This window comes from Bradyrhizobium oligotrophicum (genome assembly GCF_051168495.1).
Taxonomy (GTDB): Bacteria; Pseudomonadota; Alphaproteobacteria; order Rhizobiales; family Xanthobacteraceae; genus Bradyrhizobium; species Bradyrhizobium oligotrophicum_A.
Genome location: NZ_JBNPVB010000009.1, coordinates 1 through 20250, shown reverse-complemented (window position 1 = coordinate 20250; position 20250 = coordinate 1). Strand labels below are relative to the sequence as shown.

Below are 20250 nucleotides of genomic sequence, written 5' to 3'. Positions count from 1 at the left end.
CGTCGCGCCGTCTGGACTTGATCCAGGACAAGCGCGGGGACGGGTGCGCTTGTTAAACGCTCTCGCAGCTCCCGCGGTATCGATCATGGTCGGTCGATCGGCGGGGCGCGCTGCGAGACGAGTGCCGACATGGAATCCGATCCGAACGCCCGCAAGCAGGCCATTGCCGTCGGCTACATCTTTCTCGCCGGTGTCGGCATGTTGCTGCTGCAATGGCTGCTGACGACCTACAACACCGTCGAGACCATTCCCTACAGCCAGTTCGAGCAATTGGTGGAACAGGGCAGGATCGCCGAGGTCTCGGTCGGTCAGGACACCATCCAGGGCAGGTTCAAGGACAAGCAACCGGACGGCAAGACGGCGTTCGTCACGGCGCGGGTCGATCCGCCGCTGGCGGAGAAGCTCGCGGCCAAGGGCGTCACGGTGACTGGCGTGCCCTCGGGCGGATTGGTCCAGACGCTGCTGTCGTGGGTCGTGCCGGCGCTGATGTTCTATCTGATCTGGGTGTTCCTCGGCCGCAAGGTGATGGACCGCCAGGGCTTCGGCGGCCTGATGTCGATCGGCAAGTCGCGCGCCAAGGTCTATGTCGAGACCGACACCAAGGTCACCTTCGCCGACGTGGCCGGCGTCGACGAGGGCAAGTTCGAACTGCAGGAGGTGGTGCAGTTCCTGAAGGATCCGAAGAGCTATGGCCGGCTCGGCGCGCACGTGCCGAAGGGCATCCTGCTGGTCGGTCCGCCCGGCACCGGCAAGACCCTGCTCGCGCGTGCCGTCGCCGGCGAGGCGGGCGTTGCGTTCTTCTCCATCTCCGGCTCCGAATTCGTCGAGATGTTCGTCGGCGTCGGTGCAGCGCGGGTGCGCGACCTGTTCGAGCAGGCGCGCAAGGCGGCGCCCTGCATCATCTTCATCGACGAACTCGATGCGCTCGGGCGCAGCCGCAGCGGCGGCGGCCAGTTCGGCGGCTACGACGAGAAGGAGCAGACGCTCAACCAATTGCTGGCGGAGCTCGACGGCTTCGATCCGACCTCCGGCGTCATCCTGCTCGCCGCGACCAACCGGCCGGAGATTCTCGATCCCGCGCTGATGCGTGCCGGCCGCTTCGATCGTCAGGTGCTGGTCGACCGTCCCGACAGGAACGGACGGCTCGCCATTCTCAATGTGCATGTTCGCAAGATCACGGTGGCCGATGGTGTCGATCTCGACAAGGTCGCGGCCCTGACGGCCGGCTTCACCGGCGCCGACCTCGCCAACCTGATCAACGAGGCTGCGATCGCCGCGACCCGCCGCAAGGGCCACGACGTGACCTTCGACGACTTCACGACGGCGATCGAGCGCATCGTCGCCGGCATCGAGAAGAAGAGCCGTGTGCTCAACCCCGCCGAGCGGCGGCGCGTCGCCTATCACGAGATGGGTCATGCGCTGGTGGCGGCCAATCTCGCCGGGGTCGATCCGGTGCAGAAGGTTTCGATCATTCCGCGCGGCGTCGGTGCGCTCGGCTACACCATGCAGCGGCCGACCGAGGACCGCTTCCTGCTCGCGCTCAGCGAGTTGAAGAACCGCATCGCCGTGCTCATGGGCGGTCGCGCCTCGGAGCAGCTGATCTTCGACGGCGACATCTCGACCGGCGCGGCCGACGATCTGCAGCGCGCCACCGAGATCGCGATCGAGATGGTCACGAAATACGGCATGGATGCCAAGGTCGGACAGCGCACCTACGCGCCGCGGCCGCAGGTGTCGTTCCTGCAGCCGCAGGACCAGATCGTATCGGCGGCCGACATCACCGGGCGCGAGATCGATCTGGCGGTCCGCGACCTGATTGCGGAAGGTGGCGACCGCGCCTGCGCGATTCTCGAAAGCCACCGCGACGACCTGGAGCGCGGCGTCGCGCTGCTGATCGAAAAGGAAACGCTGACCGCCGAGGAGTTTGCGCCGCTGCGGCCCACCCCGTCATCGGCGGCGGCCTGAGGCCGCACGGCCGGCCGTTGCGGGAGGCGGTCGCCCCACGGCGCAACGGCCGGCAGCCGGCTATTTCGCCTTCAGGAAGTCGCCGACTTCGAGCAGAACGAACTCGTTGTCGTCGGCCTTGTTGGGATCGCGGCTCGACGAGAACGGCAGGTTGTTGTCGTTGCCGACGATGATGTGGGTATCGTCGACGCGATCGACGTTCTCGATCGTGAAGAACGGAAAGGTGAGCACGCCGTCGTTCAGCGGCTTGCGCGCCTTCTTGTCCGGATCGCGGATCTTCATGAGATCGACATAGGCGATCTTGCGCACGGGCTTGCCGACATTGGCGTCGGAGAGCTCGATCTTGTAGACCCGCTTGAACTTGGCCAGATCGGGAAAGCAGTTTTCGCCGCGCGTGCCTTGCGGGCAGGCCTTGTCGGCGGTGCCTTCGCCATTGTCGCGCTCGATGATCAGACCCTGCGTCGGGTCGATCATGTTGAAGTCGCCGATCGCATTGCCGTTCTGTTCGAACACGTACTGCCAGAAGCGGCCGGTGAACTTCTCCGCCGCGACGTCGAATTCGAGGATGCGCGACGCTTCACGACCGTCGACGCGCTCCCAGTCCTTCTTGTCGGCGTCCCAGATCGGGCCTTCGAGCAGGCCGTAGACGAACCTGCCGTCGCTCGACGATGCAAAACCCTCGAAGCCCTTGGAGCGGCGCAGGTTGACGTTGCCGTAGGTCGCGCCCGGCGCGCCCGGCGATTGCACCGCCCAATGGTCCGGCGAGCGCACCGGCTTGCCGTCGGCAAAGGTCTCGAACACGGCGAGCACCTTGCCGGTCTTGTCCGCCTTGATGACATAGGGGCCGAACTCGTCGCCGATCCAGAGATGGTCGCCGATGATCTGGAAGCCCTCGGTGTCGAAATCGGCGCCGGTCAGATAGCGGTTGGCGGTGTCCTCGTGGACGATCCGAAACGGCACCTTCTTGTCGGGATCATGCAGAAAGATGGTCTCGAGCCGCTCGACCTTGCCGCTGGTCCAGTCGATCTTGTGGTGGTTCAGATAGAGCATCGAGTCCGGCGAGTTGTAGCGCGAGCCCATGCCGTTGTCGGTGAGCACCCAGAAGGTCCCATCGGCCATTGTCTTGATGCCGGAGTGGCCCTGGAGCGGCTGGCCCTTGAACGGCAGCGACACGCCGGTCGGACGCTCATAGGACTTGCCCATCACGCTGCCGATCGCGTCGACACGCTTGCCGGTGGTGTATTTGCCGGAGGTCTTGAGATCGTTCGGGGCGTCGGCAGGCGCGTCGAGGAATGATTGAGCGGGCATCACGGCGTGCCCCGCCAGTGTCGCCGGAAATTCGCCTTCGCCCTGGGCGAGGGCGGCGCCGGTGCCGAGCGCCAGCACGGCCACGGTGGTCAGTAGATATCGATGCATGAGAAAGCCTCCTGAAAGCTCGAACCATCCCGGTTCTGACCAGGAGCCCTGACGCGACGCTGACATTTCGATGACAGCCGGATGATGCTTCCCCGCCTTCATGGGGCGCGTTGCCGCACGCTCACGTCCGGCTCTGATCACCAGCGCGAAGCGGTCGGATCGGGACGCGCGAGGCGACGATGACGCCGGCGATGACCAGCGCGTATCCCACCAGGTGGAACAGTTGGAGCTCCTCGCCGAGCAGCAGGATCGCGAGCACCGAGCCGAACAGCGGCACCAGGTGCAGGAACGGCGCGGCGCGATTCGGTCCGATCAGGCCGATGCCGCGATTGAAAAACAGGTAGGCGAGCGTCGAGGCGAACACGACGACATAGCCGAGCGTCGCGACCGACAGCAGATCGAGCCTCAGCACGAATCCCGTCGAATATTCCCAGAGCGCGAGTGGCAGCAGCAGCACGGCGCCGATGGCCGTGCAGGCCGAGATCAGCGACAGCTGATGTACCGCCGGCCGCCGTGTCATGGTGGCCGAGTACAGCCCGAACACCAGCAGCGCGCCGGCGAACATCAGGTCGCCGCGGTTGAACTGGATCGCGGCCAGCGCGCCGAGATCACCGCGCAGCAGGATCACCAGCACGCCGGTCAGCGACGTCGCGATCCCTGCGAATTGCGCCGGAGTGAGCCGGACGCCGAACAGCAGCAGCGACCACAACGCGACGAACAGCGGCGTCGACGACTGGATCAGGAGTCCGTTGAGTGCCTGCGTGTATTGCATCGCCCAGTAGGACAGCGCGTTGTTGATCGCAAAGCCGGTCAGCGAGAACAGCAGGATCAGGGGCCAATGCGCGAGCAGGGTGCGCCAGTCCCGGACCAGATGCGCCCGCGCGAACGGCCACAGCATCAGGAAGGTCCCGATCCAGCGGATGCACGACAGCGTCAGCGGCGGGACGTGGCCGGCGACGTAGCGCGCGAGCACGATGTTGCCGGCCCAGAACAGCGAGGCCAGCGTGAGCAGTACATAGGGCTGGTTGTTGAGCCAGGCGAAGGGCGAGGTCGGCGGGGATGGGGCGGGCAAGGATTCGGATTCTCTCGTCGAGCAGAGGTTGTGCCCGAAACGCGGCCGGGACAAGAGCGCACGGCGGAATGCCGCCATGTCAAAAGGCTAGCCAGCCGCTTTACAAAACGAATATTCGTTTTGTATGGTGAGAACTGATCGGCACGATGCGGCCGGTCGTCAGGAGTTGCGGATGCCGAAGCTGAAACCGGCGACGATGGCCGCGCGCCGCGGCGAGATCCTGCTGGCCGCCGAAGTCTGCTTTGCGCGCCAGGGATTCCACCAGACGACCATCTCCGACGTCATCGCCGAGTCCGGTCTGAGCGCGGGCTGCATCTACGGCCATTTCGCCAGCAAGGAAGACCTGATCCAGGCGATCGGCGCGCGCCGGCACGACCGCGACGGGGCCCTTCTTGCCGCCGCGCGCGACATCCCTGATCCGCTCGAAGGCCTGCGCGCGATCGCGCGCGCGTCACTGGCGGACATCCAGAAGGAGGATGGGCTGCGCAGCCGCCGCATCGCGCTGCAGCTCTGGGCAGAGGCCCTGCGGGATGACGCGATCCGCGAGCAGGTCGCCGATGGCGTCCGCAAGCCGATCGCCTTGGTCACCGAACTGCTGCAACGCGGCCAGCGGCTCGGCGTCGTCGACCGCACGGTGAATCCGCGCAGCATCGCCCGCACCATGATCGCGATGTTTCAGGGCTTCGTGCTGCAGCGGCTGTGGGGCGAGCCGTTTTCGACGTCCGAGGCGATGACGGGGTTTGAGACGCTGCTGGCGGGGCTTGCGCCGAGATCATGAGCGACGACGTCCAACGGGACATGGCGGTTCGATCGGATGACTGTTCTCGACCTCATGGGCGGCCTCGCCACCGGCCTTGTCAGCGGATTCACCTCGGGGCTGCTCGGTGTCAGTCCAGGCGGCGGCCTCGTCGTCTTTGCCGTGCTGCTGCTCGGAGCCGAGCAGCACATGGCGCAAGGGCTCTCGCTCATCGCGCAGATTCCGCCGACCAGCGCCGCCGGAATCAGGCGCTACTGGGACGGTGGCAGCCGGGTGGCCGTGTCGATGCTGGTCTGGCTCGGTCTCGGCTTTCTGCTCGGCGGCGTGATCGGCGCCCTCATCGCCAACCGGGTGGCGGCGGCGGTCCTGCAATGGGCCTATGTGATCTACCTGCTGCTGCTTGCCGCGCTGATGCTGTGTCGCTCGTCCGTCCGGCAGGCGGAGGCTGCAGCGGTCGATCCGCGCGGCGGTGCGCTGCTGGCTGTCGGTTGTGCAGCGGGCGTGTCGTCCGGCTTTCTCGGCATCGGCGGCGGCTTGGCGACGGTGGTCGGCTTGAGCGCGGTGCTCGGCATGGCCCAGCATCGCGCGCAGATGATCAGCCTGGTCCTGACGCTGGTGCCGGCGACGATTCCGTCGGCTTGGATCTATTGGCAGCACGGCGTCTTGCCGGCCTGGTCCACGCTGGTCGCCGTGATCATCGGCCTGGCTGTCGGGACCGATCTTGGCGCACGCCTTGCGAGCCGCGTAGCGCCGGCGCGATTGCGCGTCCTGCTGGTCTGCTTCGTGTTGCTGATGGCCTTCTACATGACGCTGAAGGCAATCAGATAGCCGACCGCCTCACGTCGCCTGCTTGCGCGAGGCCGCGAACACGCCGGCGAGCACCAGGGCGAAGCCGACCACGTGAAAGATCTGCGGCTGTTCGCCGAGAAAGATGAAGGCCAGGATCGAGCCGAACACCGGCGTGACATGGAAGAAGGGCGCAGCGCGATTGGCGCCGATCAGCAGCACGCCGCGATTGAAGCAGAGATAGGCGATGGTCGAGGGAAAGATCGCGACGTAGAGCAGCGACAGCAGGTTCTTGGCGTCGAATGCCATCACCGGGCGCGCATTGAGCTCCCAGATCAGCAGCGGAATGAGGCTGGCGGCGCCGCAGCCGAAGGTGAAGGTGACCATCGACAGGCCGTGGATCGGCGGCCGCTTGAACGACAGCACCGAGTAGAAGCCGAAGATCGCCATCGCGAGCAGGAAGATCAGGTCGCCTTTGTTGAAGGTGATGCCGGCGAGCGCGGCGGGATGACCGCGCGTCAGGATCAGCAGCACGCCTGCGAGCGACAGCACGATGCCGATGGCCTGGGCCAAAGTGAGGTGCACGCGGAGCAGGAGCAGCGACCACATCGCGACGATCAGCGGTCCGGCGGACTGCAGCAGCAGCGTGTTGAGCGCCTGGGTATATTCGAGCGACCAGTATTGCAGGGTGTTGAAGGCGCCGATGCCGGTCACCGACAGCACGATCATGATGCCGAGCCGCGATCGGATCGCCGGCCAGTCCTGGCGGAGCTGCTTCCAGGTGAAGGGAAGGATCAGCAGGAACGCCAGCGACCAGCGCAGGAAGGACAGGGTGACCGGTGGGATGTGCCCGGCCGCGAGCCGGCCGACGACGGCGTTGCCGGCCCAGCACAGCGCCGTGATGCTGAGCAGCAGATAGGGTTGGTTCGCGATCCAGCTGCGCGCGGGCGCGGCGGACGCGGTGGGATCGGCGGCAGACATGCGACGGTGTTGGTCCCGGTTCGGTGCGCCGCGGCATCAGCCCGGCGCTTCAGGCCGCTGTTCCTCCCCGGCCTCCTCGACAGACACCAATTGCTGCTGCCCATCAAGAGGGCAGATGCATCGCGACCATGCGGCCACGGCGGTCATGGCGGTCCGTGGTGGGGGTGGCGCCGCCGGCGAGATCGTATGGCTCCGGGTCCCACGGCCAGGGATTTGAGCGCCTCCGCACTGACCAGATAGGCGACGACGAGCCCCGCGATGGCGGCCAGCACGAGGGCAGGGGGCGCAACGAAGCCGAACCAGGCGCCGGCCGGTGTGAACGGCAAGCCGAGGGCGACGGCCAGCGCGATCAGCGACGAGGCCGTCAGCACCGGATCCGCACGATTGCTCCAGGGCCGCCCATTGGTGCGGATGATGAAGATGACGAGGATCTGGGTCGCCATGGATTCGAGGAACCAGGCGGTGCGGAATTCATCGGGCGTCGCATGGAACAGGTAGAGCAGGGCGCCGAAGGTGAGGACGTCGAACAGAGACGACAGGGGGCCCATGATCGCGGCAAAGCGTATCAGCCGTTTCATGTCCCAGCGCTGCGGCCGCGCGGTCGCCTGCGGACTGACGCGGTCGAAGGGAATGCCGAGCTCCGACAGATCGTAGAGCAGGTTGTTGAGCAGGATCTGCGTCGGCAGCATCGGCAGGAACGGCAGCACCATCGATGCCGCGGCCATCGAAAGCATGTTGCCGACATTCGAGCTCGCACCCATCCGGACATATTTCAGGATGTTGGCGAAGGTCCGCCGTCCCTCCTCGACGCCGTCGGCGACGACGTCGAGATCGGAGGCGAGCAGAATGATGTCGGCGGCCGCTTGCGCGACGCCGGTCGCGCCGTCGACCGACAGGCCGATGTCGGCCGCCTTCAGCGCCGGCGCATCATTGATGCCATCGCCGAGGAAGCCCACGACCTCGCCCGAGGCCTGCAGCGCCTTGACGATGCGCGACTTCTGATCGGGTGCGAGCCGGCCGAACGCATCGGCCGAGTGCACCTGCACCGCGAGCGCGTCGTCGCTGAGCTCGGCGATGTCGCTGCCGGACAGCACGCGGTCGGCTTTCAGCCCGACCAGCCCGGCCAGCCGTTTGACCACGACGGGATCGTCGCCGGAGAGGATCTTCAGCGCGATGCCGGCGCGGGCGAGCTGCGCGATGGCGGCGGTCGCGGTCGGCTTGGGCGGATCGGCGAACGCGCACAATCCTTCGAAGATCAGCTCCTGCTCGTCGTCGGTCTCGATTTCGCGCGGCGCGCCGCTCCACGGCCGTGATGCGATCGCAACGGTGCGCAAGCCTTCTCGCGCCAGCGCGTGAACGCGTTCGCACATCTCGGCGCGGCCCGCGTCATCGAGCGCGGTGATCGTGCTGCCCTGCCGTTGCCGCGTACAGAGTTCGATCACCGCTTCCGGTGCGCCCTTCACGATCAGGATCTGATCCGCCCCGCGGATCGCCAGCACCGAGCCGAGCCGGCGGGAGAAGTCGAAGGTCTGCTGCCCGCCAAGGGACCATCCAGCGGCGGCATGATCTGCGCCGGCAATGAGCGCGGTGTCGAGCGAGCCTCTGTCACCCCCGAGCGCCGCGGCGACGGCTCCAAGCTCGGCGGCGCGCGGGTCGTCGCTGCCGTCGGGCGCGATGCTGCGGGCGAGCGTGATCTCGGCCGAGGTCAGCGTGCCCGTCTTGTCGGTGCACAGCACGGACATGGCGCCGAGATCGTGGATGGCGGCGAGCCGCTTCACGATGACCTTGCGCTTGGCCATGCGTAGTGCGCCTCGGGACAGCGTCACGGTGGTGATCATCGGCAGCAGCTCGGGCGTCAATCCGACGGCGAGCGCCACCGAGAACAAGAGCGAGTCGAGCACGTCGCGGCCGAACACGACGCGGACGGCGAGCACGATGACGACGAGAGCCAGCGTGAGCCGCGCGATGACGAGACCGAATTCGTGCAGGTCGCGCTCGAACGGCGTGCGCGCTTGTACTTCGGCGAGCGCCGAAGCGGCGGCGCCGAACATCGTATTCGGCCCGGTGTTGACCACGAGGGCGACGGCTTCGCCGGTCTGCGCCACCGAGCCGCGGAACAGCGCGTTGGAGGTGTCGTTCTCATCGGCCGCCACGCCGGCGCGTTTCGTCGCCGGATAGGGCTCGCCGGTGAGCGCAGCCTCGCCGGCGGTAAACGCCTTGCATGTGATGATCAGCGCGTCGGCGGGAACGATGTCGCCCGCGCGCACGCGCATGATGTCGCCGGGCACGACCGCGTCGACGTCGATCTCGCGATAGGCGCCGTCGCGCTTGACCTCGGCCTTCAGGGCCACCGAACGGCGCAGCTCCTCGGCCGCCTTGACCGCGTGTCCTTCCTGGACCGTATCAAGTCCGATCGACAGCGTGAGGATGAGGACGATGATCGCGCCGCCGATCACGTCGCCGGTCGCCATGGAGATGATGCCGGCCACGAGCAGAATGAGCGACAGCGGCTCGAGCAGCCGGCGCAGCACGGCGCGCGCGGGACCGACGACGTGCGACGGGGAATCGGCGTTGTGGCCGTAGCGTCGCAGCCGATCTTCCGCATCCCGCGCGTCGAGGCCGTCCAGGCCGCAGCCCAGGGTCTCGCCGATTTGAGCCGGCGAGAGCCGCCAGAACCGGTGCAGGCTGGAGGTCGTATCGGTGCTCACATGCGTCCGTTCATGTTGCCGGATAAATGGTCATGCCGTTGTGCCTGATTTGCATGAACGATGACGCTGCGGTTGACCTATCGCAACATCCCGGCAGCCACGATAACCTACGTTGCGTGCAACGCACCGCGGGCTGGCGGCTGCATCATCAGCGCACGAGGAATGGATCCGGGCCGTGACCGGGCCCCATCCGCATCGACGGGGTCTGTGTTGACGACCATGGCCGATCAAGCCACTGCTTCGCCATCCCGCACCAGTACAGTCGTTCCCGCCGTCGGGGCGGCGCTGTGGACGCATCGCTGGTTCGTGCTCGCGGTGGCGGCGCTGCTCGGTCTCGGCGGCTGGCAGAGCATCCGAGTGATGCTCGGCCCGGCCATCGTGGTCGATCAGGTTCAGCGCGGCGACCTGGTCGAGACGGTCGTTGCCAGCGGCCATGTGGAAACCCCCTTTCGCGTCGAGATCGGCAGCCAGATCACCGGCACCGTCGAGGACGTCCTGGTGCTGGAAGGTCAGCGCGTCACCAAGGGCCAGCCGCTGATCTCGCTCGAAGCGCGCGAGCTGAAGGCCGCGGTGGTGCAGGCGCAGGGGCAGGTGGCGCAGGCCGAGGCGCGCATGCGCCAGCTCGCCGAGTTGACCCTGCCCTCGGCCAGGGAATCCCTGCGCCAGGCCCAGGCGACCTTGCTCAATGCGCAGCAAACCTATGACCGGACCTCGCAACTGACAAACAATGGCTACGCGACGCGGGCCGCGCTCGATGAGGCGCAGAAGACGCTCGACGTGGCGTTGGCGCAGAAGCGTGCGGCCGAATTCCAGGTCTTCACGGCAAGCCCCGGCGGCAGCGACGACGTCATGGCCGAGACGCAGCTGAATCAGGCGCGCGCCAACCTCGATACCGCGCAGTCGCGGCTGGGCTACGCGACGATCTCGGCGCCGCGGGACGGCGTGCTGATCACGCGCAATGTCGAGAAGGGCACGGTGGCGCAGCCGGGCAAGGCGTTGCTGGTGCTGGCGCCCGCCGGGGACGTCCAGCTGGTGCTGCAGATCGACGAGCGCAATCTGGGCAAGCTGGCGCTCGGTCAGACCGCGGTGGCCTCCGCTGATGCCTATGCGGACCGGCGCTTCGCCGCGATCGTCAGCTACATCAATCCCGGTGTCGACATCTCGCGCGCCTCGGTGCAGGTCAAACTGACGGTGAAGGACCCGCCCGACTATCTGCGCCAGGACATGACGGTGTCGGTCGACATCGAGGTCGCCTCCCGCAAGGATGCGCTGGAGCTGCCGGTGCGCTCGGTTCACGATCTCACCTCGGGACAGCCCTGGGTGCTTGGTGTGAAGGACGGCCGCGCCGTCAAGCAGCCGGTGCACGTCGGCATCCGCGGCAACAGCCATGTCGAGATCGTCGACGGCCTGAATGCGGGCGACATCGCGGTGCCCGCGAGTTCGGGTGTGGTGACCGGCCAGCGCCTGCGGCCGGTGCTGCCGTGAATCGCTGGTTGCCGTTCGAGTGGATCGCCGCGGTGCGCTTCCTTCGCGAGGGCCGGCTGCAGACTCTGTTCATCATCGGCGGCATCGCCATCGGTGTCGGCGTGATCGTGTTCATGTCGGCGATGCTGGCCGGCCTCGAGGCCAACTTCATCAAGCGCGTGCTGACCTCGCAGCCGCAGATCCAGCTGCTGACGCCGGACCAGGTCGCGCGCCCCTTGCGCAACGGCAGCGGCGTCATCGAGGACGCGATCGTGCAGCGCCCGAGCCAGCGCGTGATCTCGATCGATCAATGGCCGAAGATCCGCAATCAGATGCTGGCGATGCCGGAGGTCGCCGCGGTGTCGCCGACCATCTCGGGCTCGGCCCTTGCCATTCGCGGCGACGCCAGCCGCGCCGTGACGCTGTCCGGAATCGAGCCCGACAGCTATTTCAGCATCGTGAAGGTGCCGGACTACATCGTGGCCGGTGAGCCGCGGCTGACCAGCGAGACCATCATCATCGGCACCGAGCTGGCCAAGGACCTCGGCGCCGTCGTCGGCGACAAGCTCAACGTCCAGGCGGCCTCGGGCGCCAACCGTGTGCTGACCGTGGCCGGGCTCGTCGACTTCGGCAACAAGGGCGTCAATCAGCGCGCCGCCTATGTGGCGTTGCGCACCGCGCAGTCGCTGCTCGGCATGGTCGGCGGCGTCACCACGATCGACATCACCGTGCACGACATCTACGCGGCCGAGGACATCGCTCAGCGCATCCAGGCGGCCAATCTCGTCAAGGCGGACAGCTGGATCAAGACCAATGCGCAGTTCTTTGTTGCTGTCCGCGCGCAGGAGACGTCCAACACGCTGATCCGCATCTTCGTCGCGCTGTCCGTCGCCTTCGGCATCGCCGCCGTGCTGATCGTCTCGGTGATCCAGCGCTCCAAGGAGATCGGCATCCTCAGGGCGATGGGCACCTCGCGCGGCCAGATCCTGCGCGTGTTCCTGTTGCAGGGCGGGCTGCTCGGCTTCATCGGCTCGCTGTTCGGCGCGGCGATGGGCGCGGGTGCTCTGATCTATTGGCATGCGGTGCAGCGCCAGGCCGATGGTTCGGAGTTGTTTCCGCTTATCCTCGAGCGTCGCCTGTTCGTGATCACGGCGCTGCTCGCAACGGTGACGGGACTGCTCGCGGCCACCGCGCCGGCGCTGCGCGCGGCCAAGCTCGATCCGGTGGTGGCGATCCGTGGCTGAGGTCCTGTTGCGCCTGGAGAAGGTCTGCAAGGCCTACAATGTCGGCCTGCCGACCGAGACCGAGGTGCTGCACGACATCGACATCGAGGTCGACAGCGGCGAGTTCGTCGCGCTGATCGGCCCGTCCGGCTCGGGCAAGAGCACTCTGCTCAACATCGTCGGCCTGCTCGACCGGCCGACCTCCGGCCGGCTGACGATCAAGGGCCAGGACACCGCCGCGCTCGGCGATACCGAACTCACTCATCTGCGCGGGCACACGATCGGGTTCATTTTCCAATCTCATCTGCTGATCTCCGCCTTCACGGCCAAGGAGAACGTGATGATGCCGCTGCTGGTCGATCGCGGTTTTCCGAGCCCGGAGATCGAGGCCCAAGCGGGCAGGCTGCTCGACCAGGTCGGTCTGGCGAAATTCGCCGACAACCTTGCGACCAACATGTCGGGCGGCCAGCAGCAGCGCGTCGCGGTGGCGCGGGCGCTGGCGATGAACCCCGATCTGGTGCTGGCGGACGAGCCGACCGGCAACCTCGACACCAAGTCGGCCGAGGCCGTGTTCGATCTGATGCGCCAGGTAAACCGGGATGTCGGCACCAGCTTCCTGCTCGTCACCCACAACCTCGATCTGGCACGGCGCTGCGATCGCATCATCGAGGTTGTCGATGGCCGCATCCGGACCTGACAATTGGGGTCCGTCGTCTGGTACCGCGGCGTCGTGTTTGCGGCTTCCATCGTAGATTTGCCGCCGTTCCATTGCTCAATGCGGCTGCCCGTATCCACGCGCCGCCAGAAGCGCCGGACCGGGTCGCCCGATCCGCAGCCGGGGCGGCATGAAATTTTGGGGCTTATCAAAGGCTTGGTGGCGCTCTTGTGTGCTCCGACGGCCCGTTCTTGCTTGCCTAGCCCGGCGGCTTCCTTTATCCGGTGGGACGCCTCGCAAGCGAGCGGTCCCGGCCGCGATTTGGGCTGGGCGCATGGTTGGCCAGGACGGCCCCTCATCGGAAGCGATATCGTACGAGCCGATCGTGCTGTTTTGGATCTTGGCAGAGGAAAGAGCTGCGAATGGCTAACGTCGTCGTCGTCGGCGCCCAATGGGGTGACGAGGGGAAGGGCAAGATCGTCGACTGGCTGTCGGAGCAGGCCGACATCGTCGTGCGCTTCCAGGGCGGCCACAACGCCGGCCACACCCTCGTCATCAACGGCGCGATCTACAAACTGGCGCTGCTGCCGTCGGGCGTCCTGCGCTCCGGCAAGCTGTCGGTGATCGGCAATGGCGTCGTGTTCGATCCCCAGGCTTTCCTCGACGAGGTCGGCAAGCTCCAGTCGCAGGGCGTCGCCATCAGCCCCGACAATCTCCGCGTCGCCGAGAATGTCACCCTGATCCTGCCGCTGCATCGTGAGCTCGACGCCCTTCGGGAATCCGCCAGCGCCGCGACCGCGATCGGAACCACCCGCCGCGGCATCGGCCCGGCCTATGAGGACAAGGTCGGACGCCGCGCGATCCGGCTGATGGACCTCGCCGATCTCGATACGCTGCCGCACAAGATCGATCGCCTGCTCGCCCATCACAACGCGCTGCGCCGCGGCCTCGGCCTCGAGCCGATCGACGGCGAGCAGATCCTGCGCGAACTGACCGCCTTTGCGCCGAAGCTGCTCCCCTATGCGGAGACGGTCTGGCGGCTGCTCGACATCAAGCGCCGCGAAGGCAAGCGGATGCTGTTCGAGGGCGCCCAGGGCGCGCTGCTCGACGTCGACCACGGCACCTATCCCTACGTGACCTCGTCCAACACGGTGGCGGCGCAGGCCGCGACCGGCGCCGGCCTCGGACCGGGCGCGATCGGCTACGTGCTCGGCCTGTGCAAGGCCTACACGACCCGGGTCGGGCAGGGACCTTTTCCCACTGAGCAGGACAACGAGACCGGCCGCAAGATCGGCGAGCGTGGCCGCGAGTTCGGAACGAACACCGGCCGGCCGCGTCGTTGCGGCTGGTTCGATGCCGTCCTGGTCCGCCAGGCGGTGCGGACCTGCGGCATTAACGGTCTTGCACTGACCAAGCTGGACATTCTCGATGGTTTCGACACGATCGACGTCTGCACCGGCTATCGGCTGGACGGCAAGGAGATCGATCATTTTCCGGCAGGTGAGGGTGCGCAGGCCCGGGTCGAGCCGATCTACGAGACCATCGAAGGCTGGAAGCAGCCGACGGCGAATGCGCGCTCCTGGGCCGATCTGCCGGCCCAGGCCATCAAATACGTCCGGCGCATCGAGGAACTGGTGGGTTGCCCAATTGCGCTGCTTTCCACCAGCCCCGAACGCGAGGATACTATTCTGGTCCAGAATCCTTTCGAGGCGTGAAGGGACCCGACAGCGAAGCCCGCGAATTGAGTTGATATGGCCGACTACTACCCGCTGATAGCCCGTGCCATTGCCGGATTGGACCCCAACGCTCCCGGCGAAAGCCGGCGCGCGCTTTACGAGCGGGCTCGTGCGGCGCTGATCGCGCAGCTGCGCAGCGTGCAGCCGCCGCTGAGCGAATCCGAGATCACGCGCGAGCGGCTGTCGCTCGAGGAGGCGGTCCGCAAGGTCGAAGCCGAAGCGGCCCAGCGCGCCCGCGAGGCGCAGCGCGCCAGCACCAGCGCCGCTGGGCGACCGGGCGATGCGCTCCGCCGCGCCGGCTCGCGCAATTCCGATGCTCCGGCGGTCCCCGCGGCTCAGTCCGGCCCGACGCCCGATCAAGCGGCGGCTCCCGCGCCGCGGCCGCGGCCAGCCGCTGCCCAGCCGGCGGCCCGTACCGACCGGCCGCCGCTCGGTGGCGAGCCGGCAGAGGCAAGGCCGGCTCGCGCCTCGCGACCCGAGCAGCCTCCGGCCGCTGCAGCACCCGCCGCGCCGTCGTCGCGTCCTCAACCGCCCCAGGCTGCCGCTCCGGATACGCCGCCGGCCGTCCGCGAGCGTCCGGCCATACCGCGCCGCGGCCAGGACAACAACGGCACCTTGCCATCGACGCCGTCGATGCGCGGTTTCCGCGACATCACCGCCGATGTCGATGATCTCGGCAAGGCCACCGCCCAGGCCAACCGCGCTGCGCGCAAGACCTACGCCAATGTTCCGGCCACGGATCTGGACCGGCTGGAGGACGATGACGATCGGCCGCCATTGCCGGAGGCGCCCTATTCCTACGACGAGTCGGTCCAGGAGGCCGAACGCTACGCGGTGCCGGCCACCTCGACCCGGCAGCGGACGGCCGGCGAACGCGAGGCCAAGAAGAAGTCGGAGCGCGGCGGCTCGACCTTCCCGTTCAAGGCCGCAATTGCCGCCGGCGTCGTGCTGATCCTGATCGGCGCCGGCATCCTGTGGGGCCGGCCGCTGGTCGGGACCGTCGCCAATTTGTTCAAATCGTCCTCGATGGTCGAGGCGCCCAAGGACACCGGCGCTCCGCTCACCAAGCCGAAGATCACCGATCGCGTCGGCCAGGCGCCGTCCTCGGACCAGATCGCGCCGGTGGCGCAGCGGGTCGTGCTGTATGACGAGGATCCCGCCGATCCTAAGGGCAAGCAGTACATCGGCTCGGTGGTCTGGCGCACCGAGCAGATCAAGGCGACGGGGACGCAGAAGGCGGATATCGCCGTGCGCGCCGACATCGAGATTCCCGATCGCAAGTTCAAGATGACGATGTCGTTCCGCCGCAACACCGACACCTCGCTGCCGGCGAGCCACACCGCCGAGCTGACCTTCATCCTGCCGCAGGATTTCACCGGCGGTGGCGTCGGCAACGTGCCGGGCATCCTGATGAAGTCCAACGAGCAGTCGCGCGGCACGCCGCTGGCCGGCCTTGCCGTCAAGGTCACCGACGGCTTCTTCCTGGTCGGCTTGTCGAATGTCGACGCCGACAGGAGCCGCAACGTGCAGCTCCTGAAGGAGCGGTCCTGGTTCGACGTTCCCCTGGTCTACAGCAATCAACGCCGGGCGATCATCGCGATCGAGAAGGGCGCCCCCGGCGAGCGCGCCTTCAACGATGCCTTCGCGCTGTGGGGTGACTGACCGGACGGCACGGGCTTCGCGCCGTCGGCGCACCGGCGAGGCAGGAGGTTTGGCATGAAGCGTTACCTGATCTTCGTCGCCGTCGGCCCGGCGCTGGGCGGCTTCGCGCTGCTCCTGGTCATCACCTACATGTCCGGCTACTGGACCAAGACCGATTCCGGCGAGGTGGCCAAGCTGTTCAAGGTGTTCCTCACCTCGCTGCAATACAGCTATCTGTTCGGTTTCCTTCCCGCGCTGATGATGTGCGCGATCGACGACATCCTGTTTCACGTCAGGCGGATCCCGCCGGTCCTGCGGATGCTGATCGTGGGCGGCATCGCCTTCGTGCTCGCCGGCTTCAATTACGCATCGCATGGCTCCGACTCCGGCGCCGTGCAGTGGATTCTCTACGGGCTGGTCGGCTTCATTCCGGCCACGGTGTCCTCCTGGCTGGTGCACAAATTCGTCGATGAAACGCCCGCGGCCGCCGCCCAGCCGAGCTCGCACGGCGCGTGACGGCGTGACGCAACTTGCGCCCGGCTTTTGCGTTTCCATGTGATGAGCATGCAGGACCAGATGACGAGTTCGTCTCGCCGCGCCTCCGGACGGGCTTCGGAGGCGCATTTCGACGCCCGTGAAGCGCGCGGGCCGGTCATCGACCAGGACGGGCGGGAGATCCCCCAAGGTCCGTTCCAGGGGCCGTTCGCCGGAACCTTCGAGGGGCCCGGAGGGCTTCGCTTCGACGTCCACGCCGCCAACCTGTTCGGCAACCTGACCCGCGAGCAGCGCATCGCGCGGCTGGAGGCGGTGGCGAAGCTGCTCGACGTCGCCTTCGTGCTGCCCGGCACCAACATCCGCTACGGCATCGACGGCATCCTCGGCCTGATCCCGGTGGTCGGCGACCTCATCGCCACCGCGCTGTCGCTGTGGCTGGTGCGCGAGGCCCGTGCGCTCGGCGCCCCATGGCACGTCGTCACCCGCATGCTCGGCAACGTCGCGGTCGAGGGCGTGATCGGCATGGTGCCGGTGGCGGGCGACGCCTTCGACGTGCTGTTCCGCGCCAACATGCGCAATGCCAAGCTGCTGCGGCGGTGGCTCGATACGCAGCCGCGGTGAGACGCGGCAAAACCGGTTAAAGTGGCCCCCAGAAAAAAACTGCCCCGCGCGAGGCGGGGCAGGGTGTCGTCTGATGCACCAGCTGCTGTCAGGCCGCATCGGCGTCGGGCGCCTTGTCCTCGACGGGGCGGCGCGGCAGCGGAAACGCCTCGCTCTCATACAGGGTGCGGATGCCGTTCTGGTCGAACCGGGCCTCCTCGACCTGCAGATAGGCGCCATTCAGCGAATCCGCAGGCAACTCCTCCATGGCGAAGCGCACGGCCTCGGCCGCGGTGCCGAACCGCCGATAAGCGAAGCCCGCCCGCTTCTTCTTGCGAATGGCGGCGGGAAACAGTTCGGCGGAGGTGTTGAAGTTGAACGGACGCAGTGGACGCATGGTCTGAGACCTCTTCTTGTCGGCTTGAAGCGCTGACGCGAGCTTTCAAAACATTCAGCTTGGCATGACGCCAGCGATTGCGGGGGTGGAGGGCGGTATTTGCCGCTCCAGGCGGCCCGGCCCTGCATTGTCAGTTACGGCCCCTAATATAGGCCGATTTGGCAGAAATGCGAATCCCGCCCGGTCACATCGTAAATCCAGGCTGCTTCCGCCTGTCACGAAATATCCTATTTTTTCAACAGCTTGAATGATCCGCAACTTGTGAATGCAGGGGAGACGGATCCGCGCGGCGAAAATCTCGCGCGTTGTGGCCGATTTTGGCTGCCGCGGAGCCGCCGGCCACCGTCTGCCGGCCCCCCAATACCGCCAATCGACGGAACGAGGGGGCCGTTCGCAGCATGTCAGCGCGGCTTCAGCTTCAATGCCGCGGAATTGATGCAATAGCGCAGGCCCGTCGGCCCCGGACCGTCCGGAAAGACGTGGCCGAGATGGCCCGAGCATTTCGAGCACAGCACCTCGGTGCGGACCATGCCATGGCTGACGTCGGTCTCTTCGTCGACGTGGCTCTCCGCCGCCGGTCGGGTGAAACTCGGCCAGCCGCAGCCCGAATCGAATTTGGCGTCGGATTCGAACAGGGTCTGGCCGCAGCCGGCGCAGACATAGGTCCCGGCGCGATGATCATGCTCGTACTCGCCGCTGAACGGGCGCTCGGTCGCCTTCTCGCGCAGCACCGCATATTGCATCGGCGTCAGTTCCTTGCGCCACTCCGTCTCGCTCTTGACGACCTTGTCGCTCGTCTTCGTATCTCCGGTCTTGGTGTCGCTCATGTCAGCTCCTCCGGCGGACCCGTCCGGTCCGCCCCTTCATTGTGCCGGCCTGGCGCGCCCTCAATTCGTCGCTTTGGCCTCGCCGACCAGCGTCGGCTTCTCGATATAGTTCTCCGCGAAGATCTTCTTCAGGTTCTCGATCTTCGGCAGGTCGTTATAGGCAATATAGGGCTGGCTCGGGTGCAGCGTCAGGTAGTCCTGGTGATAGGCCTCGGCCGGGTAGAACGCCTCGAGCTTGCCGACCTTGGTGACGATCGGCTTGCCGAACACCTTGGCCTTGTCGAGCTGGGCGATATAGGCCTCGGCGACCTTCTTCTGCGCCTCCGAGGTGGTGAAGATCGCCGAGCGATATTGCGGCCCTGAGTCCGGGCCCTGGCGGTTCAGCTGGGTCGGGTCGTGTACCACCGAAAAGAAGATCTGCAGGATCTTGCCGTAGGTGACCTTCTTCGGATCGTACTTGATCTGCACCGACTCCGCGTGCCCCGTGCCGCCGCCCGACACCGTGCGGTAGTCGGCCGTCGCCTTGGTGCCGCCGGCATAGCCGGACACCGCGCTGACGACGCCGGCGGTGTGCTGGTAGACCCCCTGGACGCCCCAGAAGCAGCCGCCGGCGACCACGGCGGTTTCGAGCCCGTCGGACGCCGGCTGATCCTGGGCCGGGGGCGGGATCACGACCGCGTCCTCGGCGGCGTGCAGCGGTTTCAAGGCCAGGATGCCGGCGGCCGCGATGGCGCCGAGCACGGCTGTCTTCACGAAGAGGGATCGGGGGAGGCGCATCTTGGATCCTCGCTGGGTGGCTCGTCTCGTATCGCCGGCCGGAAACACTGGCCCGGTCCGGCCTCTGTCGCAAGATACGTCGAGGCTCGGCCGGCGTTACAGCGGCCGCCACACGACTGCGTGAAGATGGGGCCGCCTTGCGCCGCAAAGATGGACGCGATCGGTCCGGTCACGAGAATTCGTTCTCGCGGCATGGAGGCCCGAGGGATGCTGGATCTCTGGCCCGTCCGACTGGCGGAGGGCGCAGGGAAGGCCGGGCGTCGACTGACACCCATGGTCCGCGTGCAGCAAAAAAGCACGCGGCAGAACCACAGGTTCAGCCGGATCCACCCGGCCCTCCCTGCGCGATGGTGTTAACGCTTATACGTGCTCTCCCCGGGGACCGGGCTCTCTTGCCCCCGTCGCCAGCGGATCATCACCGCCGGCTTGGCCTCAGCGTCGGGAGGTCAGGACCACACGCTTTCGCAGTCCGCGCCATGCCGTTCGTCCGCAGGCTTTCGCCCGCTGCAACATGTCGCGTCCATCGCATTCCGCTGCCAACGTCCGTGACGATCGCGATCCGTCCCCTGCCGTGCAACGAAACGCCGCGAGGATAGGCCTGATTTGGCAAATCGTGAAATGATTTATGTTTTTCGGAAGGGCTTGACAGCTTGTGACGTCGTCCCGGCCGATTTGCCCGTCGAGGCTGGGCAAGAATCCTGATTATGGGTCTGGGACCGCCCGCACCGGCGTGATCACGAGCGATAGCGA

At 66.8% G+C, this 20250-nt stretch carries 17 protein-coding genes; 10 read left to right on the top strand and 7 right to left on the bottom strand.

The window, feature by feature from the left end; all coding sequences use genetic code 11:
• The first annotated feature begins 129 nt into the window (after positions 1-129).
• Entirely contained in the window at positions 130-1965 is a 1836-nt protein-coding gene (ftsH, locus tag ACQR1B_RS18065) for an ATP-dependent zinc metalloprotease FtsH (RefSeq protein WP_434836221.1), read from the top strand.
• A 60-nt stretch (positions 1966-2025) separates the two neighbouring features.
• Here ftsH and ACQR1B_RS18060 read toward each other — a convergent pair whose 3' ends face one another.
• Both ACQR1B_RS18060 and ACQR1B_RS18055 read right to left on the bottom strand, forming a co-directional pair.
• Positions 2026-3381 (bottom strand): esterase-like activity of phytase family protein, encoded by a 1356-nt coding sequence (locus ACQR1B_RS18060; RefSeq protein WP_434836222.1) that lies wholly within the window; start codon positions 3379-3381, stop codon positions 2026-2028.
• A gap of 121 nt (positions 3382-3502) precedes the next feature.
• The gene (locus tag ACQR1B_RS18055; protein ID WP_434836223.1) at positions 3503-4453 is read right to left on the bottom strand and encodes a DMT family transporter; all 951 of its coding nucleotides are present in this window, start codon (positions 4451-4453) and stop codon (positions 3503-3505) included.
• Positions 4454-4625: 172 nt separating this feature from the next.
• Between ACQR1B_RS18055 and ACQR1B_RS18050 the strand changes: the two genes are divergently transcribed.
• Positions 4626-5231, top strand: a complete 606-nt coding sequence (locus ACQR1B_RS18050; protein WP_434836224.1) for a TetR/AcrR family transcriptional regulator — start codon at positions 4626-4628, stop codon at positions 5229-5231.
• Positions 5232-5267: 36 nt separating this feature from the next.
• Positions 5268-6038, top strand: a complete 771-nt coding sequence (locus ACQR1B_RS18045; RefSeq protein ID WP_434836225.1) for a sulfite exporter TauE/SafE family protein — start codon at positions 5268-5270, stop codon at positions 6036-6038.
• Between the two features lie 9 nt (positions 6039-6047).
• Here the strand turns inward: ACQR1B_RS18045 and ACQR1B_RS18040 are convergent, their stop codons facing one another.
• Positions 6048-6977, bottom strand: a complete 930-nt coding sequence (locus ACQR1B_RS18040) for a DMT family transporter (protein ID WP_434836226.1) — start codon at positions 6975-6977, stop codon at positions 6048-6050.
• A gap of 143 nt (positions 6978-7120) precedes the next feature.
• Positions 7121-9685 carry a magnesium-translocating P-type ATPase gene (gene mgtA, locus ACQR1B_RS18035; protein ID WP_434836227.1) on the bottom strand — a complete coding sequence of 855 codons (2565 nt, stop codon included), beginning with the start codon at positions 9683-9685 and terminating at the stop codon, positions 7121-7123.
• A gap of 219 nt (positions 9686-9904) precedes the next feature.
• Here mgtA and ACQR1B_RS18030 point away from each other — a divergent pair, with 219 nt between their 5' ends.
• The 7 genes from ACQR1B_RS18030 to ACQR1B_RS18000 all read left to right on the top strand — a co-directional run bounded on the left by ACQR1B_RS18030 (position 9905) and on the right by ACQR1B_RS18000 (position 17520).
• Positions 9905-11170: an efflux RND transporter periplasmic adaptor subunit gene (locus ACQR1B_RS18030; protein ID WP_434836228.1), complete on the top strand. Its 1266-nt coding sequence runs from the start codon at positions 9905-9907 to the stop codon at positions 11168-11170.
• Complete coding sequence (locus ACQR1B_RS18025) at positions 11167-12393, top strand: ABC transporter permease (protein ID WP_434836229.1); 1227 nt, start codon at positions 11167-11169, stop codon at positions 12391-12393. Before ACQR1B_RS18030 ends, ACQR1B_RS18025 begins: the two co-directional genes overlap by 4 nt.
• Entirely contained in the window at positions 12386-13069 is a 684-nt protein-coding gene (locus ACQR1B_RS18020; protein WP_434836230.1) for an ABC transporter ATP-binding protein, read from the top strand. The genes ACQR1B_RS18025 and ACQR1B_RS18020 overlap by 8 nt, the downstream gene beginning before the upstream one ends.
• 380 nt (positions 13070-13449) lie before the next feature.
• Positions 13450-14742: an adenylosuccinate synthase gene (locus tag ACQR1B_RS18015; RefSeq protein WP_434836231.1), complete on the top strand. Its 1293-nt coding sequence runs from the start codon at positions 13450-13452 to the stop codon at positions 14740-14742.
• Between the two features lie 36 nt (positions 14743-14778).
• A complete protein-coding gene (locus ACQR1B_RS18010; protein ID WP_434836232.1) occupies positions 14779-16425 on the top strand; it encodes a hypothetical protein in 1647 nt (548 codons plus the stop codon).
• Between the two features lie 54 nt (positions 16426-16479).
• Positions 16480-16920 carry a DUF5413 family protein gene (locus ACQR1B_RS18005; protein WP_434836233.1) on the top strand — a complete coding sequence of 147 codons (441 nt, stop codon included), beginning with the start codon at positions 16480-16482 and terminating at the stop codon, positions 16918-16920.
• Positions 16921-16980: 60 nt separating this feature from the next.
• Complete coding sequence (locus ACQR1B_RS18000) at positions 16981-17520, top strand: DUF4112 domain-containing protein (protein ID WP_434836234.1); 540 nt, start codon at positions 16981-16983, stop codon at positions 17518-17520.
• Between the two features lie 88 nt (positions 17521-17608).
• Here ACQR1B_RS18000 and ACQR1B_RS17995 read toward each other — a convergent pair whose 3' ends face one another.
• The 3 genes from ACQR1B_RS17995 to msrA form a co-directional block, all read right to left on the bottom strand.
• Positions 17609-17896: a hypothetical protein gene (locus tag ACQR1B_RS17995; protein WP_434836235.1), complete on the bottom strand. Its 288-nt coding sequence runs from the start codon at positions 17894-17896 to the stop codon at positions 17609-17611.
• Between the two features lie 401 nt (positions 17897-18297).
• The gene (msrB, locus tag ACQR1B_RS17990; protein WP_434836236.1) at positions 18298-18723 is read right to left on the bottom strand and encodes a peptide-methionine (R)-S-oxide reductase MsrB; all 426 of its coding nucleotides are present in this window, start codon (positions 18721-18723) and stop codon (positions 18298-18300) included.
• Positions 18724-18783: 60 nt separating this feature from the next.
• Positions 18784-19500 (bottom strand): peptide-methionine (S)-S-oxide reductase MsrA, encoded by a 717-nt coding sequence (msrA, locus tag ACQR1B_RS17985; RefSeq protein WP_434836237.1) that lies wholly within the window; start codon positions 19498-19500, stop codon positions 18784-18786.
• Between the last annotated feature and the right edge of the window lie 750 nt (positions 19501-20250).